General features: G+C 62.4%; 17 protein-coding genes and 1 other RNA gene. 7 read left to right on the top strand and 11 right to left on the bottom strand.

Annotated elements, in window-relative coordinates; all coding sequences use genetic code 11:
• The first annotated feature begins 1 nt into the window (after window position 1).
• Together BLS51_RS27015 and BLS51_RS27010 are read left to right on the top strand one after the other, a co-directional pair.
• Window positions 2–676: a DapH/DapD/GlmU-related protein gene (locus BLS51_RS27015; protein ID WP_090191687.1), complete on the top strand. Its 675-nt coding sequence runs from the start codon at window positions 2–4 to the stop codon at window positions 674–676.
• A gap of 142 nt (window positions 677–818) precedes the next feature.
• Window positions 819–1,739: a PEP-CTERM sorting domain-containing protein gene (locus tag BLS51_RS27010; protein WP_090191688.1), complete on the top strand. Its 921-nt coding sequence runs from the start codon at window positions 819–821 to the stop codon at window positions 1,737–1,739.
• 52 nt (window positions 1,740–1,791) lie between these two features.
• Here the strand turns inward: BLS51_RS27010 and BLS51_RS27005 are convergent, their stop codons facing one another.
• Window positions 1,792–2,997 carry a glycosyltransferase gene (locus tag BLS51_RS27005; protein WP_090191690.1) on the bottom strand — a complete coding sequence of 402 codons (1,206 nt, stop codon included), beginning with the start codon at window positions 2,995–2,997 and terminating at the stop codon, window positions 1,792–1,794.
• Between the two features lie 131 nt (window positions 2,998–3,128).
• Between BLS51_RS27005 and BLS51_RS27000 the strand changes: the two genes are divergently transcribed.
• Genes BLS51_RS27000 through BLS51_RS26985 form a run of 4 tightly spaced genes read left to right on the top strand, consistent with a single transcriptional unit; the run spans window position 3,129 to window position 8,687 of the window.
• Window positions 3,129–5,939: a hybrid sensor histidine kinase/response regulator gene (locus tag BLS51_RS27000; protein ID WP_090191939.1), complete on the top strand. Its 2,811-nt coding sequence runs from the start codon at window positions 3,129–3,131 to the stop codon at window positions 5,937–5,939.
• 2 nt (window positions 5,940–5,941) lie between these two features.
• Complete coding sequence (locus BLS51_RS26995) at window positions 5,942–8,080, top strand: putative bifunctional diguanylate cyclase/phosphodiesterase (RefSeq protein ID WP_090191692.1); 2,139 nt, start codon at window positions 5,942–5,944, stop codon at window positions 8,078–8,080.
• Window positions 8,077–8,370, top strand: a complete 294-nt coding sequence (locus tag BLS51_RS26990) for a hypothetical protein (protein ID WP_090191694.1) — start codon at window positions 8,077–8,079, stop codon at window positions 8,368–8,370. Before BLS51_RS26995 ends, BLS51_RS26990 begins: the two co-directional genes overlap by 4 nt.
• A gap of 8 nt (window positions 8,371–8,378) precedes the next feature.
• Complete coding sequence (locus tag BLS51_RS26985) at window positions 8,379–8,687, top strand: hypothetical protein (protein WP_090191697.1); 309 nt, start codon at window positions 8,379–8,381, stop codon at window positions 8,685–8,687.
• 12 nt (window positions 8,688–8,699) lie between these two features.
• On the opposite strand, the gene BLS51_RS26980 is transcribed toward BLS51_RS26985, so the two are convergent.
• The 6 genes from BLS51_RS26980 to ubiD form a co-directional block, all read right to left on the bottom strand.
• Window positions 8,700–9,917 (bottom strand): CaiB/BaiF CoA transferase family protein, encoded by a 1,218-nt coding sequence (locus tag BLS51_RS26980; protein WP_090191699.1) that lies wholly within the window; start codon window positions 9,915–9,917, stop codon window positions 8,700–8,702.
• A complete protein-coding gene (gene recR / locus BLS51_RS26975; RefSeq protein WP_090191702.1) occupies window positions 9,914–10,504 on the bottom strand; it encodes a recombination mediator RecR in 591 nt (196 codons plus the stop codon). The genes BLS51_RS26980 and recR overlap by 4 nt, the downstream gene beginning before the upstream one ends.
• A 10-nt stretch (window positions 10,505–10,514) precedes the next feature.
• The gene (locus BLS51_RS26970; RefSeq protein WP_090191704.1) at window positions 10,515–10,841 is read right to left on the bottom strand and encodes a YbaB/EbfC family nucleoid-associated protein; all 327 of its coding nucleotides are present in this window, start codon (window positions 10,839–10,841) and stop codon (window positions 10,515–10,517) included.
• A 35-nt stretch (window positions 10,842–10,876) separates the two neighbouring features.
• Window positions 10,877–13,420 carry a DNA polymerase III subunit gamma/tau gene (dnaX, locus tag BLS51_RS26965; protein ID WP_090191706.1) on the bottom strand — a complete coding sequence of 848 codons (2,544 nt, stop codon included), beginning with the start codon at window positions 13,418–13,420 and terminating at the stop codon, window positions 10,877–10,879.
• 135 nt (window positions 13,421–13,555) lie between these two features.
• Window positions 13,556–13,654, bottom strand: an RNA gene (ffs, locus tag BLS51_RS26960) — signal recognition particle sRNA small type.
• Window positions 13,655–13,669: 15 nt separating this feature from the next.
• Complete coding sequence (gene ubiD, locus BLS51_RS26955; RefSeq protein ID WP_090191709.1) at window positions 13,670–15,154, bottom strand: 4-hydroxy-3-polyprenylbenzoate decarboxylase; 1,485 nt, start codon at window positions 15,152–15,154, stop codon at window positions 13,670–13,672.
• Between the two features lie 491 nt (window positions 15,155–15,645).
• Between ubiD and BLS51_RS26950 the strand changes: the two genes are divergently transcribed.
• Window positions 15,646–16,545 carry a lytic transglycosylase domain-containing protein gene (locus BLS51_RS26950; RefSeq protein ID WP_090191711.1) on the top strand — a complete coding sequence of 300 codons (900 nt, stop codon included), beginning with the start codon at window positions 15,646–15,648 and terminating at the stop codon, window positions 16,543–16,545.
• 47 nt (window positions 16,546–16,592) lie between these two features.
• Here BLS51_RS26950 and BLS51_RS26945 read toward each other — a convergent pair whose 3' ends face one another.
• From BLS51_RS26945 to ribH, 4 genes are all read right to left on the bottom strand, one after another.
• Window positions 16,593–17,570, bottom strand: coding sequence for a DUF4351 domain-containing protein (locus BLS51_RS26945; protein WP_090191713.1), 978 nt, complete (start codon window positions 17,568–17,570; stop codon window positions 16,593–16,595).
• Window positions 17,571–17,634: 64 nt separating this feature from the next.
• Window positions 17,635–18,279 carry a hypothetical protein gene (locus BLS51_RS26940; RefSeq protein ID WP_090191715.1) on the bottom strand — a complete coding sequence of 215 codons (645 nt, stop codon included), beginning with the start codon at window positions 18,277–18,279 and terminating at the stop codon, window positions 17,635–17,637.
• 162 nt (window positions 18,280–18,441) lie between these two features.
• Complete coding sequence (gene nusB, locus BLS51_RS26935; RefSeq protein WP_090191717.1) at window positions 18,442–18,912, bottom strand: transcription antitermination factor NusB; 471 nt, start codon at window positions 18,910–18,912, stop codon at window positions 18,442–18,444.
• Between the two features lie 18 nt (window positions 18,913–18,930).
• Window positions 18,931–19,419, bottom strand: coding sequence for a 6,7-dimethyl-8-ribityllumazine synthase (gene ribH / locus BLS51_RS26930; protein ID WP_090191718.1), 489 nt, complete (start codon window positions 19,417–19,419; stop codon window positions 18,931–18,933).
• Window position 19,420: the final 1 nt, after the last annotated feature.

The raw sequence follows: 19,420 nt of genomic DNA, 5'->3' as shown, positions 1-19,420 counted from the left end.
CATGCGCGCCATCAAGCCCGGCCAGGTTGCAGTCTTCATGTGCCTGTTGGCGCTAATCCTGTTGCTGGCGGTCGGCACCACGGCGCTGGCCGTTGACCGCCTGCCGCTGGGCGACTTTCGCGGCATTGTGTTGTGCGTGGCGGCCGCGCTGCTCATCTATCTGTATGCCTTCCTGGTCTACCGTTGTTTCCTGCTGGCGCTGCCGCTGCGTGAAGGCGAGGTAGTGGAGCATTCGCGCCACGAACTGGCGGCCAACGTCAACATCCTGTTCTACCTGCTGCTGTTCAACTCGCTAATACGCACACACTTCATTCCGGTGCCGCTGCAACGCCTGATCTATCTCGCGCTGGGCGCAAGGCTGGGCGCCAACACCTACAGCGCTGGCGCTCTGCTTGATCCGCCGCTGACACGCATCGGCAGCAACACCATCATCGGCCATGACGCTGTCATCTTCGCCCACGTCATCGAAGGCGCGCGACTGGAATTAAAAGCCGTCACCATCGGCAACACCGTCACCATCGGCGCCAAGGCGGTGGTGATGGCGGGCGTGCAGATCGGCGACAACGCCATCGTCTCCACCGGCGCGGTCGTCACCAAGGACACCCGTATCGGCGCCGGCGAAGTGTGGGGCGGCGTTCCCGCGCGCCGCCTCAAGCCAGCGCCCGGCCAGACGTGACGGAATTCTTTACACCTGCCACGCCGGCAGCGCCTCCAGCGTGCGCAAGTGCCTGATTTCAAAGGTATCACCAACACTGGCAAGGCTTTTGCTCTTAGCTCGATACGGCCCCGATTCCCGTGGCCCTTTTCGAGGAGCACACATGAAAACCTATCAACCCGCGCTGGCTGTCGCCATGCTGGCGGCCGTGCTGGCGGCGCCGCTGACAGCTGGCGCCGCACCCACGCTCGGCTTTGATCCGACCGGCACCGGCGCCTACACCACCTACGCCGACCTGTGGACCAACGTTACCGATACCGGCCTTGCCACCGGCTTCGTTCCCGGCCTGATCGTTGGCCCCGGCGCCGCCGCGCCCTACTTGACCGAGCTGCGTTCGCAGATGGTCGTCGGCACTATGTCGAACAGCAACATTCCAGCCATCGTCACGCCGGCAGGGCTGAACACTACTTACGAAATCAGCAAAGTGGTGCGCTTCCAGGAACTGGTGACGGCGCAAACCGCCACCTCGGTCAACTTCGGCATGCCGGCCACGCAGTCGGCCGCGATGGACGTCGACCCGCTGCGCGCCGGCGTGCAGAACTTGGCCATCTACCTGGATAACATCACCGACGGCAGCCGCGCGATTCCCGGCAATGGCGTCGACACTGTGCGCTGCTATGGCGCCGGCGTAACCTCCGGCGGCTGCGGCGGTGCTGGCGCCGATGGCGACGGCATCCTGATCATGTCCGGCCACCTGGTGTTCAACGAAGCCAGCTTCAGCGCCTCCGGCGCCGTCGGCACCGGCTCGTTCGACTCGCGCTTTATGATCGACTATGTTGATCCGAACTACCTCGACGCCGTCACCGGCTCCATCTTCGTCGACAAATTCACCGGCACCACCAACGTGCCATCGTTCTTCACGCCGACCATGATGTGGGATGGCTCCACGCCCACCACGGTGCCGTTCCTGAAAGTGGACTCGTCGCAGAGCTTCGCCACCATCCCCGAGCCAGCCACGCTGGCACTGATCGGACTGGGTTTTGCCGGCCTCGCGCTGGGCACGCGCCGCAAAGTGCAGTCCTGACCGCGGCAGCGGTCTTTTAGCGGACCGGCACAGCAGTGCCCGGTCCGTTTTTTTATCGCCACAGGATCTGCGCCAGCACGCCGGACAAGCGCGCGCCGGCATCGTAGCGCTGGAACTGCTGCGCCACCACGCGCGCTGCATCGCGCGCCGCCCGCTGCTCCAGCAGACGCAGTACCGCGTTGCGTATTGCACTCTCGTCCAGCCGGTCAGAGCGCAGCAAGGCGCCGGCGCCGGTGCGCAGCACGCCTTCCATGTTCAGGTACTGATCCAGGTTGCCGGCGATACCCAGCACCGGCACGCCGGCGGCCAGCGCCTGCTGGCTGGTCGGGCTGCCGCCATTGCAGATCACCAGCCGTGCGCGCTGCGCAGCCAGTTCACCGGGTAAATAAGTGGTCACGTGCGCGTTGTCCGGAAACAGGCCGGGCTCGACGGTGCCAGCGGTGGCGGCAATCACCGTCAATGGCAACGAGGCCAGCGCCTGCAACACTTTGGGCAGCAAACTGCCCTGCCCCGAGCTACCCAGCGTGACATAGACAAGATCGCTCGCAGGCGGCAAGGCATCCCACCACGATGGCAATTCAGTCGGTGGCGACCAGGTCACCGGCCCCAGGTAGGAGTGCGAGGCCGGCAGGTCTTGCGCTGGGAACATTTCCGGAATGTCGGCGTACAGCACATGATCGGCGTCGGTATAAATGCGGCGCAGGTCAGTTCCCAGCGATGGCAGCTGATAGGCGCGGCGCACGCGATTCAGCGGCCTGCTGTGCAAGGCAAACGCCGCCGGCCGTATCAGCTGGAACAAGCGGTCGGCCAGCGTGATCGGCAGCAGCCGCGACAGCGCAATCGCTGGCACGCGGTAATGCTGCTTCACATACGGACTCCAGTAGGCATTGGTCACGCCCACATACGGCACACGGGACAGCCGCGCGCTGATGGATAGCGACAGACGGAAATCGCCGATCACCACGTCAGGCCGCAAGGCCTGCAGCAGGCGCATATCGTCCAGCACATATTGCGCCAGCGTGGGGGCATCGTACACCGGCTTGCCTTGCGACAGCGCGGCCAGAAATTGCTCGCTGGCGATGCTGTTCAGGCTCCAGACGCTGAGATCGCTATCTTTCAGGAACATATCGTAGCCAGGCGCGCAGGCGAAGTGCACGTCGTAGCGTTGCCGGTCCAGCGTGCGCGCCAGCGCCAGCGGACGGCCTACATGCGCCAGCGTGACAGCCTCCGCCACAAACAAGATTTTTTTGCGTTCCATTGTCACAGCTTGCAACACCCAATCGAACGTTGTTTGAGGCAGCGCAAACGTGCTTGCCTTAGACGCAGATCAAAACCGAGCTCGTCCGATGCATATATTTTTCTTATTGGCATTTATGGATGGGCGACGCGATGTTCCAATTTGAACGCTCCGGTCTGAGTCAGAAACTAAGCATCATGTCCGTGCTATCCATCGGCAGCGCGTTGCTGCTGGTATTGGCCGGGTTTGCCGCTACCTCGGTGCTCAGTCACGCCGAGGTCGCGCGTCAGCAACTGTCTTCGCTGGCGGGCGTCATCGGCAGCAACAGCCGCACCGCGCTGATGTACGCCGACCGCCAGCAGGCGGAGCTGACACTGGCCACTCTGGCGGTCGAGGAAGACATTCTGCAAGCAGCACTATACGGCAGCGATGGCAAGTTGCTCGCGCGTTACCTTTCGCCACGGCTACCAGCCGCACAAACCGGCCCGGCAGAACTGGACGCACTGGCCGGCGCCGCCGAAATCCATGCCGAACACAGCGGCCCGCCATGGGCGCCGGCGCTGCGCGTCTACCGCGTGCTGCGCGATGGTGAGGATGTGGCCGGCGTGGTCATGGTCGAAGCGTCGCAAATGCGCATATGGCTGGATATCCTGAAGAACCTCGGCGCCGCCGTGGTGGCCGCCGCGCTGGCGTTCATGATGGCGCTGTTGACCGCCGCCCGCTTCAAGGGCGGCTTCGCCGAACCGGTCAGCAAGCTGATCGCCGCAGCCCAGCAAGTCAGCCGTGGTCACGCCACGCCGCGCATCCTGCACCAGCGTCACGATGAACTGGGCGCGCTGATCGACAGCTTCAACGACATGCTGGCCCAGGTGGAGGGCCGCGACGCCGCGCTGGCGCAGTACCGCGACCAGCTGGAACGCCAGGTCAGCGTGCGCACCGAGCAGCTGGAAAAAGCCAAGAACGCCGCCGAGGCCGCCAGCCAGGCCAAGAGCGCCTTCCTGGCCACCATGAGCCACGAAATCCGCACACCGATGAACGGCGTGCTGGGCATGACGGAGCTGCTGCTGGCCACGCGCCTCAGCGAGCAGCAGCGGCATTACACCAGCATGGTCAAGCGCTCGGGCGAGCACCTGCTAGTCATCATCAACGACATCCTCGATTTCTCCAAGATCGAAGCCGGCAAGCTGACGGTCGAATACATCCACTTCAATTTCCGTGACCTGCTGGACGATATCGACAATGTGTTTTCACCGCAGGCCGAGGCCAAAGGGCTGCGCCTGGAACTGGATGTCGACCAGCGCACGCCGCTCGGCGTGTTCGGCGATCCCAACCGCTTGCGGCAAGTCATCTTCAATCTGCTGGGCAACGCCATCAAATTTACCGACGGCGGCCAGATCACCGTCAAGGTCATGGTAGCGCGGGAAGATGCGCAATCCGTGGCGCTGCGCTTCGAGGTGCGCGATACGGGCATCGGCGTCTCGGCCGAGGCCCGCGCGCGCATCTTCGATTCCTTTTCGCAGGCCGACGGCTCCACCACCCGCAAGCACGGCGGCACCGGGCTGGGACTGGCGATATCAAAACAACTGGTCGAGCTGATGGGCGGCACGATAGGCGTCGAGCATGCGCTAACGCAAGGCTCCATCTTTTGGTTTGCCGTAAATTTCGATAAGCGTCGTGTTGATATCGACGATCCTTCCACCGCCACACAGGGAATCCGCGCTTTGATTGTCGATGAACATCCCGCCAGCCGCGCGGCACTAGAGCAGCATCTGGCGGCCTGGCGTGTCACCTGTGCCCACAGCAGCGCCAGCGACGCCCTGCCCCGGCTCACGCAGGCGGCCGCGCAAGGCCGCGCCTACGATGTGGTGCTGCTCGACATGGAACAACCGCGTACCTCGGGCCTGGCGCTGGCCGCCGCCATCCGCGCCGAGCAACCAGGATTGCGGGTGGTACTGCTGAGCACCGAGCGCGACGCGGCGGACGACGTACAGCGGCGCGAAGCCGGCGTCGCCTTCCAGCTGATCAAGCCGCCGCGCGACGGCGACCTGTACGACGCCATCGCCGCACCAGCGCGCAGCCGCGACGTTCGCGGCGCCGCCGAGCCGACGCTGTTGCCGTCCGCCGCATTCGCGCCCGCTGCCCTGCCGCACGGCACGTTGAGCACAGGCAGCGCCACCCGCCAGCGCAGGCGCCGCAAGGTGCTGCTTGCCGAAGATAATCCGGTCAACGTGGAAGTCGCCAGCGCCATGCTGGAAGGGCTGGGCCTCGAAGTAAGCCGCGCCTGCAACGGCGAGGAAGCGCTGCATTCGGTGCAAGCCGACGACTTCGACCTGGTCCTGATGGACTGCCAGATGCCAGTGATGGACGGCTTCGCCGCCACCAGCGAAATCCGCCGCCACGAATTGCAGCACGGCCGCGCGCGCAGCCTGCCGATCATCGCCATCACCGCCAACGCGCTGCAAGGAGACCGCGAATCCTGCCTGGCTGCCGGCATGGACGATTACCTGAGCAAGCCCTTCACCCAGCAAGCGCTGGGCCAGACCCTGTCCCGCTGGATCAGCCTGCCGCGCACGGCGCCGATGCCGAACGAAGCGCCATCAACGGACGACGACATCATCCAGCAGCAAGCGCTCGACAATATCCGCGCACTCAGCCCGGCCAACGGCGACGCACTGCTGGAGCGCGTGCTGCAAGCCTTCCTGCATGACACGCCAGCCCAGCTGCAAGCGATCCGCCAGGCCATCGCCAGCGACAACGCCGGCCAGATGCGCAAGGCCGCGCACAGCCTCAAGTCCAGCAGCGCCAACGTCGGCGCGCAGGCGCTGGCGCAGCGCTGCAAGGACGTCGAACAACTCGGACGCAACAACACCACCGCCGGCGCCGCTGCCTTGCTGGCTGAGATGGAACGATCTTTCCAGGCCGCGCGGCAGGCGTTGGGAGCAATGCTGGAAAAGGAATTCTGATCATGGCTACTTCCCCCAAGCGCGGCCTGGTTCTGGTCGCCGACGACGATCCCACCATGCGTTTTCTGATGCTGGAAATGCTGACGCAAGTGGGCCTTGACGCCATTGAGGCCGAGGACGGCGTGCAGGCCGTGGCCTGCTACCTGCGCACCTCGCCCGACCTGGTGCTGCTCGACGTCGACATGCCAGGCATGGACGGCTTTGCCGTATGCCGCGAAATCCGCCAACTGGAATCGCAGGCCAGCGTGCCGATCATCATGGTCACTGGTGGCGACGAGCTGGAATCCGTCACGCGCGCCTATGAAGCCGGCGCCACCGATTTCGTCTCCAAGCCGATCAACTGGCCGATCCTCGGCCACCGCGTGCTGTACGTGCTGCGCGCCAGCGACGCCATCAGCCGCCTGCGCATCGCCGACGCCCAGCACCGCGCCGTGATGGCGGCGATACCGGACACCTTCTTCCGCATGAACAAGGATGGCTACTATCTCGACTACGAGCAAGGCCATGAAGCCAGCCATGTCTTTGCCAGCGAGCTGTGCGTCGGCCGCCACCTGAGCCAGGTGCTGCCGCCTGACATCGCCGGCAACATGATGGAGCAGGTGCACGGTGCGCTACAAACGCAGCACATCCGCTCGCTGGATTACGAACTGCCGCTGCCCGGACCGGCGCCGCGCGTACGTCAGGGCGAGCATCCGGCAACGCTGCCAGTGCGGCACTTCGAGGCGCGGCTGGTGGCCACCGGGCCGGACGAAGTGCTCGGCCTGGTGCGCGACATCAGCGAGCGCAAGCGCAGCGAGGAACAGATCCGCCGCCTGGCCTATTGTGATTCGCTGACCGGCATTCCCAATCGTCAAGCGTTCCTGGAAACGCTGGAAGCCGAACTGGTACGCTCCCGCAAGGCCAACAAGAAGTTCGCGGTGCTGTTCATGGACCTGGACGCCTTCAAGCGCATCAACGATACGCTGGGCCACGACGTCGGCGACCACCTGCTGCAAGCCGTCTCCGAGCGTCTGCGCGACACCACGCGGCCGGGCGACCTGGTTTCGCGCACCGAAGCCGGCACCAACCTGGCGCGGCTGGGCGGCGATGAATTCACCATCCTGATCCCCGACCTGGAGCGGGTGGAAGACGCGCTCAACGTCGCCCACCGCGTCAAGGAAGCGATGCGCCGGCCATTCCAGCTGGGCGTGCATGAAATTTTCGTCACCGCCAGCATCGGCATCTCGCTGTATCCAGAGGATGGCGAGGACTGCAACTCGCTGCTGAAGTACGCCGACACCGCCATGTACCACGCCAAGAACTGCGGCAAGAACAACGCCAAGCTGTACAGCTCGTCGCTGACCATGCAGATCATGAGCCACGTCAAGCTGGAGGTCGGCTTGCGCAAAGCCTTGCAGAACGACGAGCTCTACCTGCTGTACCAGCCCCAGATCGATGTCGCCAGCGCGCGCATCACCGGCTTTGAAGCGCTGGTGCGCTGGCGCCATCCGGAGCGTGGCGTCATCTCGCCCACCGAGTTCATCCCGCTGGCCGAGGAAACCGGGCTGATCGTGCCGATAGGTGAATGGGTGCTGCGCGCGGCCTGTCAGCAGGCAGTGGCGTGGCAGACGCCGGGCAAGCCGCCGGTGCGGGTGGCGGTCAATCTGTCTGCCAAACAATTCAAGGACGAGAACTTGGCGCCGATCGTCCAGTCCGCGCTGCACGACAGCGGCCTGACGGCCGAGCTGCTGGAACTGGAGCTGACGGAAGGCACGCTGATGGATGACGCACGCGCCACGCTGGCCACGCTGGAGCAGCTGCGCGGCATCGGCGTGCACCTGTCGATCGACGACTTCGGCACCGGCTACTCATCGATGAACTACCTCAAGCGCTTCGACGTGCGCGCGCTGAAAATCGACAAAAGCTTCATCAGCGGCCTGCCGGCGGATGCCGAAAACGCCGCCATCACCCGCGCCATCATCGCCATGGCGCACGGCCTGAAGATGGCCGTGGTCGCCGAAGGCGTCGAAACCGGCGCCCAGCTCGCGCTGCTGCAACAATACGGCTGCGACATGGTCCAAGGCTACCACCTCGGCCATCCGTCCCCACCCGAAGCCATCCAGCACATGCTCAACCAGCAAGGCACGCTTGCCATGACATGATCAACATCACCCGGCGCGGCTGGCGACACATCCTCAAATACCATACCAATACACAATCGCCAACCCACATCAATAAGAGTACATTCCACACTGGGGAAGACTTGGTTCAGCTAATCAACCAAGCCGCCCAGCACTCCCCAGTGAAGATGGTACGGAAACATGTTGTGCGTATTTTTGACGCTGGACATATGGTTGGCATCGACAGGTACAGCAAAAAGCAGACCTCAATTGTCACCGTCATTACGCGACTTAACGGCGATCTGGTCAACATGTTTCCTGGATTGCCATAGGAGAGATCATGGCACTCGATTTCGCAGTTCTATCCGAAGATGAAACTTCTGCCGACATCGTTTCGTTGGAATGGGTTCAACACGAGGTGCTGATTGACCTTGCTGAACAAAATAAGCTGATGCAACTGTTGCGCTTTGAAGATTATTTTGAAGAAGTTGATCTAGTGCCGTCGCAGTTGCCGAAATTGGCCGAAGAACTCGACCTCGTCAAAAAATCGACCGCACCACCCGACATCGTTGAATTTGCAAATAAGCTAGCAGCACTGATTGTGGTTGCGATCAAGCGCAAACAAAAGCTTTCTGCAGTCCCGGATTAACCTATCCATCGCTTACAGCACGCCATCCTGCTTCATGGCGGCGATGGCGGCGGCGCTGTAGCCGAGGGATTGCAGGACTTCGTCGTTGTGCTGGCCCAGTGTTGGGCCCAGCCATTTGGTGTGGCCGGGCGTGGCCGACAGTTTGGGCGAGATGGCTGGCAGTTTGACCGGCGTACCATCGGCGAACTGGTGCTGCTCGAACATGTCGCGGGCGAGGAATTGCGGATCGCTCATCATGTCGCGCACCGAGTAGATCTTGCCGGCCGGGACGTCAGCCGCTTTCAGCACCTCCAGCGCGCTGTCGATGGTCTGCGTGTCGCACCAGGCCTGGATGGCGTCGTCGATCATCTGCGTGTGCTTGACACGGCCGTCGTTGCGCTCCAGTTCGGCATTACCGGCCAGGTCGATGCGTCCCATCGCCAGCACCAGGCGCTTGAAGATCGCGTCGCCATTACCGGCGATGACGATGTTCTCGCCATCCTTGGTGGTGTAGGTGTTGGACGGCACGATGCCGGGCAGCGAGCCACCGGTACGTTCACGCACCACGCCGGCGTGATCGAACTCCGGCACCAGCGATTCCATCAGGTTGAAGACGGATTCGTACAGCGCCACGTCGACCATCTGGCCCTCGCCTTTCAGCTTGCCGCCGGTGGCGTCACGGTGCCGCAGCGCCATCATGGCGCCGATGACGCCGTGCAGCGCCGCCACCGAATCGCCGATCGACACGCCCACGCGCACCGGCGGCCGGTCGGCATGGCCGGAGACATAGCGCAAGCCGCCCATTGACTCGCCGATGGCGCCGAAGCCGGGCAAATCCTTCATCGGACCGGTCTGGCCAAAGCCGGACAGGCGCACCATGATGGTCGACGGATCAAGCGCCTTCAGTTGTTCGTAACCGAGCTCCCATTTCTCCAGCACACCGGGGCGGTAGTTCTCGATGATGATGTCGGCTTCCAGCGCCAGCTTGCGGGCGATCTCGCGACCCTGCGCATGCTTCATGTTCAGCGTCAGCGATTTCTTGTTGCGCGACTGCACCGACCACCACAGCGACGTGCCATCCTTCAGCACCCGCCATTTGCGGATCGGATCGCCGCCATCAGGCGATTCGACCTTGATCACTTCCGCGCCGAACTCCGCCAGCATGCGCGCACAAAAAGGGCCCGCGATCAGCGTGCCCAGTTCCAGTACCTTGATGCCGGCCAGCGGGCCGGGAGTGTTGTTGGCTGTCATGTTGCCCTTCGATCCAGCATGGCGCGGGCAATGGTGCCCGCATCGACGTATTCGAGTTCACCGCCGACCGGCACACCACGCGCCAGACGGCTGACGCGCAAGCCGCGCGCCTTCAACATCTCGCTGATGTAGTGCGCAGTGGCCTCGCCCTCGTTGGTGAAATTGGTGGCCAGCACCACTTCGGTGACCAGGCCATCGGCGGCGCGCGCCACCAGTTTTTCCAGATGAATATCTTTCGGGCCGATGCCGTCCAGCGGCGACAGCCGGCCCATCAGCACGAAGTACAGGCCCTTGTAGGTCAGCGTCTGTTCGATCATCAGCTGATCGGCAGGCGTCTCGACCACGCACAGCAGGCGGCGGTCGCGCTGTTCGTCGCTGCACATGTCGCAGACATCTTCTTCGGTGAAGGTATTGCACAGCGCGCAGTGGTGGACGGCGCTGACCGCCTGATGCAACGCGCGCGACAGCATGTCCGCGCCTTCGCGGTCATGCTGCAGCAGGTGGAACGCCATGCGCTGCGCCGACTTCGGACCGACGCCGGGCAGCCGGCGCAGTGCCTCCGTCAGGAATTCCAGCGACTTGGACATGGTTCCTTGCTTAGAAAGGCATCTTGAAGCCGGCTGGCAGGTTCATGCCGGAGGTCAGGCCGCCCATTTTTTCGGCGGCGGTGGCTTCGGCCTTGCGCACGGCGTCGTTGAAAGCTGCGGCCACCAGGTCTTCCAGCATGTCTTTGTCGTCGGCCAGCAGCGATGGATCGATCTGCACGCGCTTGACGTCGTTCTTGCAGGTCATGACGACCTTGACCAGGCCGGCGCCGGACTGGCCTTCGACCTCGATCAGCGCCAGCGATTCCTGGGCTTTCTTCATGTTGTCTTGCATTGCCTGGGCTTGCTTCATCAGGCCGGCGAGTTGGTTCTTCATCATGGTGGAATTCTCCGTGTTATAGGTTAAAAATGCGATCAGGCAGCCGCTGCCGCGCCAAATTGCGGCGGCACGATGGAGCTTGGGACCACCCACGCGTCCAGTTCACGGATCATGCTGTTCACGAAAGGATCGTTGGCGATGGTCTCTTCAGCCGCGCGCTGGCAGGCGGCGCGGTAGGCTTGCGCCTCGGCGCTGGCGGTGTACCAGACGGCGCCCAGTTCGCTGTCAACGCGCACCGGGCGGCCGAAGCGCTCGGCCAGCGCGGTAGTCAGTTTCTCGATGTTGCCGGGCGTGCGCCAGGTTTCGATCGGCACCCGCAGCGTGAAGACGGCGGCGTTGCCTTCGATGCCGCAGCGGACCATCTCGGCTTGCATCGCCAGTTGCTGGGCCGTGCCGCGCAGCGGCAGCGCGGCGGCGACAGCTGGCCAGTTGCCATCCCAGTTCAGTTCCGGCACTGGCGTGATGGCGTATTCATACGGCGCTTTGGCGGGCGACGGCGCGGCACGGGCTGGCATGGCGATCGCATGCGGATCGTCGGGCTGGCTGGCCTGCTGTGGCGATGGCGTCGGCGCATACGGGTGCGACGATGGCGCGGCAATGGCGCTGTCGTCCGAGAATTCAGTTACCCATGGCGGCAGATCGTCTTCCGCAGCGGCTTGCTGTGGTTTGGCTTGCGGCGCAGGCGCGACCTGTTGCGGTGCGGCCTGTGGCGGCGCGACGCGTGCCGGGGCTTCCAGAACAGCGGCGCCGCCGTCTGCGTCTGACGGCATGTCTTCCCACGGTGCCGGACGTGCAGGTGCGGCAGCCATCTGCGCACTTGGCGTGGACGCAGCCGGGACGGCAGGCGGTGTGTATGCAGCGACAGGCGCTTGTGGCGCGACGGAAGGCTGCGATGCTGCTGGAGCAGACACGCCGGATGCTGGTGCGGCGTTGGCAGCCACGCCCGGTACTGGCGCAGTTGGCGCGGTGGCCACGCTTGGTGCCGGTGCAGCGGATGGTGCCGGGCTGCCGCCAGCCGGACGCGCGCCGCCCGGACGGGAGGCAGCGCGTGCAGCTTCCAGCGCGGCGTTGATCGCTGCGCGGGCGGTACTAATCGGTGCGGCGGATGCCGGGGCCGCGACCGGTGCTGGCGTAGCTGGCGCCGGTGCTTGAGCCGCTGCTGATGCTTGGGCCGCTGCTGATGCTTGGGCTGCTGTTGCGCTCGGCGCAGCGGCGGCAGGAGCGGCTGCGGCTGGCGTTGGGGCCGGCGGTGCCGGCCGCGCAGCGACGACAGGCGATGGCTGCGCTGCTGGTGCGCCTTCATTGCGCGCCATCGCGGCGGCGCCGGCGATCACCGACGGCGGCACCACGCTGGCGTGGTTCGCTTGTACATTGGCGGCCGCACGCGCCGGCGTCGCGCCGGCTGCGGCGCGGGCTGAAGCCATCGCCGCCTGACGCGACACCACTGGCGCTGCTGCTGGTTGCCCCTCCGCCCCGCCTACGCCGGGACGAAAGGCCAGCATCCGTAAAAGCGTCATCGAGAAACCGGCATACTCGTCCGGCGCCAGACCCAGTTCGTTGCGGCCATGCACAACGATCTGATAATACAGCTGCACTTCTTCCGCATCGAACAGCCCGGCCAGACGCACGATATCCGCATACTCCGGCAAATCTTCCGGCAAGGCCGCCGGCACCGTCTGCGCCAGCGCAATCCGGTGCAGCAAGGTGCCCAGATCCTGCAAAGCGCCGTTGTAAGACAGGCTGCGCGACGCCATCTCATCGGCCACGGCCAGCAGATCGGCGCCATCCTGCGCCGCCAGCGCATCCAGTAGGCGGATCAGATAAGACTGGTCCAGCGCACCCAGCATGCCCTGCACCGCGTCCAGCGTGACAGCACCTGCGGCGTAGGCAATCGCCTGATCGGTCAGCGACAACGCATCGCGCATCGAGCCATGTGCACCAGTCGCCAGCAAACGCAGCGCCGGATGTTCAAAGGTAATCCCCTCCTGCCCCAGAATATTCTCCAGGTGGCCGATGATATGACCAGGCGGCATCTGCTTCAGATTGAACTGCAGGCAGCGCGACAGCACCGTCACAGGAATCTTTTGCGGATCAGTGGTGGCCAAGATGAATTTGACGTGCTCCGGCGGTTCCTCCAGCGTCTTCAACATCGCGTTGAAGGCGTGGTTGGTCAGCATGTGCACCTCATCGATCATATAGACCTTGAAGCGCGCATTGCTCGGTGCGTATACCGCCTGCTCCAGCAGCTGCGCCATTTCGTCCACGCCACGATTGGACGCAGCATCCATCTCGATGTAGTCGACAAATCGGCCGCTATCGATGGCGGTACACGCCTCGCAGACGCCGCATGGCGTCGCGGTAATCCCGCCATTGCCATCCGGACCGACGCAGTTGAGCGACTTGGCCAGAATCCGCGACAGGGTGGTCTTGCCAACGCCACGCGTGCCGGTGAACAGGTAAGCATGGTGCAGCCGGCCGCTATGCAAGGCATGCGTCAGCGCGCGAACCACGTGCTCCTGACCGACGAGCGTTTCGAAGTTCTTCGGGCGGTATTTACGGGCGAGGACTTGATAGGACATGCTGGAATTTTACCGTATAGCGGGGTGCCAAAGCGGCCATTGTAACAAGTCGGGCTGGGATTGAGTAGAAATGAAAAAAGCCATGCGGCAGTGAGACGATTGAGCGTCTCAGCACGCATGGCTTTTCTAGAATAAGGAGGCGAGCCTGATCTGCGGCACTTATGGTGAACGGCTGTGGCTGCTTCGTTCCCGACCTGACCAGGTTGACCATGCCACAATGCGCAGGGGCCCGCCAGATTGCATTATACCTTACAGTCCCAGTTCCTGCCAAATCTGGTCGACACGTGTTTTCACCTCGGGCGACATGGTGATCACCGTGCCCCACTCGCGCGTGGTTTCGCCCGGCCATTTATTGGTGGCGTCGATGCCCATCTTGCTGCCGAGGCCGCTGACCGGCGAGGCAAAGTCGAGGTAATCGATCGGCGTGTTGTCAACCAGCGTGGTGTCGCGGGTCGGATCGACGCGGGTGGTGATCGCCCAGATGACCTCGTTCCAGTCGCGGATGTTGACGTCCTCGTCCACCACCACGATGAACTTGGTATACATGAACTGGCGCAGGAAGCTCCATACGCCGAACATCACGCGCTTGGCGTGGCCGGCGTACTGCTTCTTGATCTGAACCACCGCCATGCGATAGCTGCAACCCTCGGCCGGAAGGTGGAAGTCGGTGATTTCGCTGAACTGCTTTTGCAGCAGCGGCACGAACACCTCGTTCAGCGCCAGACCCAGCACGGCCGGCTCGTCCGGCGGCTTGCCTGTATAAGTAGAGTGATAGATCGGATCGCGGCGCATGGTGATGCGGTCGATGGTGAATACCGGGAACCAGTCCTGCTCATTATAGTAACCAGTGTGGTCGCCATACGGACCTTCCAGCGCATGCTCGTAGCCGGACGGGTGGTTCTCATCAGGATAGATATGGCCTTCCAGCACAATCTCGGCCGACGCCGGCACACGCAGCTCGCTGCCGATGGCCTTGACCAGTTCGGTGCGACTGCCGCGCAGCAGGCCGGCGAACTGGTATTCGGACAGCGAATCCGGCACCGGCGTCACCGCACCTAATATAGTAGCGGGATCGGCGCCCAGTGCGACGCATATCGGATAGGGCTTGCCCTTGCTCTGTATGGCGTGCTCGCGGAAATCCAGTGCGCCGCCGCGATGCGCCAGCCAGCGCATGATGACCTTGTTCGGCCCCAGCACCTGCTGGCGGTAGATGCCCAGATTCTGCCGCTTCTTATTAGGGCCCTTGGTAATCACCAGGCCCCAGGTAATCAATGGTGCGACATCGCCCGGCCAGCAGTGCTGAATCGGCAATTTCGACAAATCGACATCATTGCCTTCCCAGACGATTTCCTGGCATGGCGCGCCACGCAGTTCCTTGGGTGCCATATCCCACACGGCTTTCACCAGCGAGCCCAGGCCCATCAGGTCCTTGAAGTCCTTGGGCGGCTCCGGCTCCTTCAGGCGCGACAGCACATGGCCGATCTTGCGCAATTCGCTGACGTCGCTGGCGCCCATGCCCAGCGCCACGCGGCGCGGCGTGCCAAACAGATTGGCCAGCACCGGCATGCTGTGGCCGGTCGGATTCTGGAACAGCAGCGCCGGGCCGGCGGCGCGCAAGGTGCGGTCACACACCTCGGTCATCTCTAAATGCGGCGAAACAGGTGTCAAAATGGGTTTAAGTTCACCCATTCCTTGCAGTTGAGAAATAAAATCTCGCAGATCGGAATATTTCATCGGTTTTTAATATTTTCTTACATTAAAGCGTACTGTTTAAAAATACAGGTCAAGTGGTTGATTTTATTGGTTTTCCACCGCACACATGGCCAAATTCTAGATTTAAAAGTTATAAAGACGATTGTCGTTAGTATTGACTTGATATAAAACGCCTCATACAATCCACCCTACTTGAAGAGGACAGGTCTCAGGACCTCATGCGGACTACACAAAGTTGTCGCTCATTCATTCACGGAGTCGGGGCTCCACATGACATTTTAAGGAGTGTTTTCAAAAGGCGTCTTGCCTTCCTCCCCGAAAGTAGTTGTATTGCATTCTGGTTGACTCCACCTGGAGAGATCAGCAACAAGCAAGCAATGATGGCGTTCCATCGCACGCTTCCTACAGCGGCGACGAACGAATATTTCTGATGCACGGCATGAGCACCACCCGGTTTAGCTGCGTCTGACGCTGGCGGGGACTCGCTTTTACGGACATTTCAGGGGAACTTTATGATTAATAGCTTCACCGGCGCAACTTCGCTTGCCCGTCTCATGGCTCGCCAGCCAGCGTGGTTGTCCACGACCCGCATTTCGGCAAAGGGTGTGTTGACCACCGCCCAGCACACCCTGACCATTGTGGGTGTGACCGCTTTAGTAGTAATGGCAGTACTGTTTGTCCGTCCGGATCTGGCCAAAGCCCTCAGCGACAGCCTGAACCGCACGCCGGAAGCAGAAATCCCAACCGTCACGGCGCCACCGCTGTCGGCGCTGATGGAGGCGCCAGCCGCCCCCGCCGCGACCGTCAGCACTGACTCCCTGTCGGCTGAGGACAAGGCCCTGCTCGGTTCCGAAAAACAGCAGAAATGGGTGACCAGCTGGCTGTCCAAGCGTTACCGTGTTGCTGGCGATGCCACCAACATGCTGGTATCGACCGCTTATCTGACCGCACGCGAAATCAAGCTTGATCCGCTGCTGATTCTGGCGGTGATGGCAATTGAGTCGGGCCTGAATCCGTTCGCCGAAAGCCCGATGGGCGCGCAAGGCCTGATGCAAGTCATGTCCAAGGTGCACCATGAGAAGTTCCAGGAAATGGGCGGCCTGCAAGCTGCGCTGAACCCGGTCGCCAACATCCGCGTCGGTTCGCTGATCCTGAAGGATTATGTGACCCGTGGTGGCTCGGTGGAAGCTGGCCTGAAGAGCTATGTCGGCGCAGCCGCCTTCGCTCACGATGATGGCTACGGTGTTCGCGTACTGGCTGAGTACAACCGCTTGAAGCAGGTTTCGGCTGGCAAGAAAGTGCCGACCATTACTCCGGTGATGGCCGCTGCCCAGCCTAAACCAGCAGCGCCAGTCGCTTCCACTGCTGATGCCGAGAAATCGGTCAGCGGCACGCAAATCGCCGGTCTCTGATCGGTCCCCTGCTCCGCAAGAAAGCCGCCTTGGTCAGGCGGCTTTTTTTATTTGAACACTTCTTTCAGCGTTGCCGCCTCCGGCACCACATCACTCCAACTAGCCAATTGCGCCAGACTTGCCTTGGCCAGCTTGTTTCGCACAGTTTTTGGTATCGGCCCAAACCGCCGCGAAAGCTGACGCTCCAATAACGCTAAAGCTCCCTCTCTCCGCCCCTCCCGACGCCCTTGCTCCAGCCCTTGTTGCAGTCCTTTTTTCAGTCCTTTATCGAGAAACCTCTGCTCCCATGGATCAATCAATTCCATTTTCTGCTCCTTCTCCAGCCTGATAACGGCCTTCCAGTAACGTTCCTGTAGCGGCTCCGGCAAGACCACCATCCAGTTAATCACATTGAACAATACGATTATGCGCCGCTTATGCCAGCCATGTTGGAACAATAGCCTTGTGAGCTGCCACTTGGCGGCATAGAGTTGATCTGGATCGTGACGGGCCTGCTGCGTGCGCAGGTGAGCGAGAGTGACCCAAGCGAAAGGGTTATGCGAAGCCTCTAGCTCTTCAGTACGATTGGCGTGATCCAGTAACTTTGCGTTGGCAAACAAGATTCCCATCACTGTTCCTAGCACCCGGTTATGGAATTCACCCGGACGCCACTTGGGGTCTTCATCCGCAAGCAACACAAGACTGGCCACCGGTTGCTCATACTGTTTGAAAATGCGGTAGTTGTAGTCAAGCATGCGGCGCGCCAGGAACGTGTCACGCTGCGCCTGCACTTCAATATGGATCAGCACCCATTGCACGCTGCCATCGAGCAGACATACCTCGACCAGCTTATCTGCAACCATACTATTTGTAGCCGCGCCAAAGCCAATACCTGCCAACTCCTTGTCGCGAAAGCGCGGCCGTTTTTTCCAGTCGATCTCGGGACTGAGGTCGGGAAAAAAGAAGGCCATGAAGTCGCCTAAAGCATGCGTCAGCGCAGCTTTCCAAGGCAGGTCGTAACGGGCGGCGAGGATGGTGTTTGGCATCCATCCAGTCTACGGCCGCGCGTCGTCAGCGCGTATTGAGGTAGTGCAAACGCGCTGACGATTTTTATGGGCAGGAACTGGCGACGATTTTGCCACTGTCACGGAACGGATCGCGGCCACCGCTGAAATTATTCGAGGCGGCGCGATAGCAGACTTCCGCCCCGCCCGGCAGGATGAATTTGGTGATGCGGCTGCCGTCCGCCGCCACCATCTCCACCTGGCGCGTGCCACCACCACGGTAAGCCTTGGCGATGGCGGTGCCCAGCGCGGTGTCATCGTTGACCAGCTTGCGGTCGCGCTGCGTGAATGATTCCTTCAACGCCGCCTTGTCAGCCGCTGCGGCGCCCTTGATGGCGCGCTGCTTCAGATCGTCCTGCGGCTTTACCGGCAAGGCAAACGGATCGGACGGCAACGTTGGCACCGCCTCCGCCACCGCCGCCGGCTCGGAGGCAGGCACGGCAGCTGGCGCAGACGGCATCGTGATCGCCTGCGGTGCGGTAGCAGCAGCGGCGGCAGCCGGCGCGGGAGCCGCCGCGACACGCGTGCGCGTCACTGGCCGCTCAGCCGCTGACACCGCCGGTTCAGGCCGCTTCAAAGACGCCAGGATGTAGGTAATCGGCGCATGCGGCCTGGCCTGCGGCGCCGCCGGTGGCCGTTCAGGCGGCTTCCAGGCCAGGAACGCCAAAACGTGCGCACCGGCGATCACCACCAGCCATCCACGCCGCCGCCTGCTTGGGCTATGCAGTTCGATGATGCCACTCCAGATTACTGAAAAAGCAATTCTGTGCAACAAACGATGGCAAGGTCAACCCACAAATAAAAAAAGCCACCGCACGCTACCGTGGGTGGCTTTTAACGATACCGGCAGCGATCAACGCTTCTTGTCGGCAGCAACCTCTTCCGGACGCAGCTGGGCGGCCAGCTTGTCCAGCACGCCGTTGACGTACTTGTGACCATCGATACCGCCGAACGACTTGGTCAGCTCCACCGCCTCGTTGATCACGACGCGGTAAGGAATCTCCAGATTGTTCTTCAGCTCGTAAGCGCCAATCAGCAGCACCGCGTGCTCGATCGGCGACAGCTCGTTAATGCCGCGGTCGACCAGCGGCGCAAAAGTCGCGCGCAGCTCCACCGACGAACCGATCGCACCATTCAGCAGCACGGTGAAGTGCTCGGCGTCGGCCTTGTCGAAACCGTGCGCGCCACGGATGTGGTTAACCACCGTCGACGCGGATTCATTATTCAGCAGCCACTGGTACAAGCCCTGCAGCGCGAACTCGCGCGCGCGGTGACGCGGCGTGCGGTTCTTGCTGGGGTTGGCGTGCGTAGTCTTGTCGTTCATATTCTTACCTTCGTGTGTTTATTCGTCGTCGCCCTGATCCTGGTTCAGCTCTTCCAGGGCGATGGTCAGATTGGCCATCTCAACGGCCACGCGCGCGGCGTCGGCGCCTTTGACGGCCATGCGCACTTCCGCCTGCTCGTCGTTCTCGGTGGTCAGGATGGCGTTGGCGATCGGAATGCCGAAGTCCAGGCCGATGCGGGTGATGCCCGCGCCCGATTCGTTCGACACCAGTTCGAAGTGGTAAGTCTCGCCGCGAATCACCGCGCCCAGCGCGATCAGCGCGTCGAACTGCTGCGACTCCGCCATCTTCTGCAGCACCAGCGGCACTTCCAGCGCGCCCGGCACGGTCACGTGCAGGATGTCCTCGTCCGCCACGCCCAGATGCTTCAGTTCGGCCAGGCAGGCCGACAGCAGGCCGTGGCAGATGTCTTCGTTAAAACGGGCTTGTACCACGCCAATGCGCAGGTCTTCGCCGTTCAGATTGGTTTCGTAGCTTCCTACGGTCATG

The organism is Duganella sp. OV510, assembly GCF_900100205.1.
In the GTDB taxonomy this organism is placed as follows: Bacteria; Pseudomonadota; Gammaproteobacteria; order Burkholderiales; family Burkholderiaceae_D; genus Rugamonas.
Note: the sequence above shows the minus strand (reverse complement) of the source record. Positions and strands in the feature narration are given on the sequence as shown.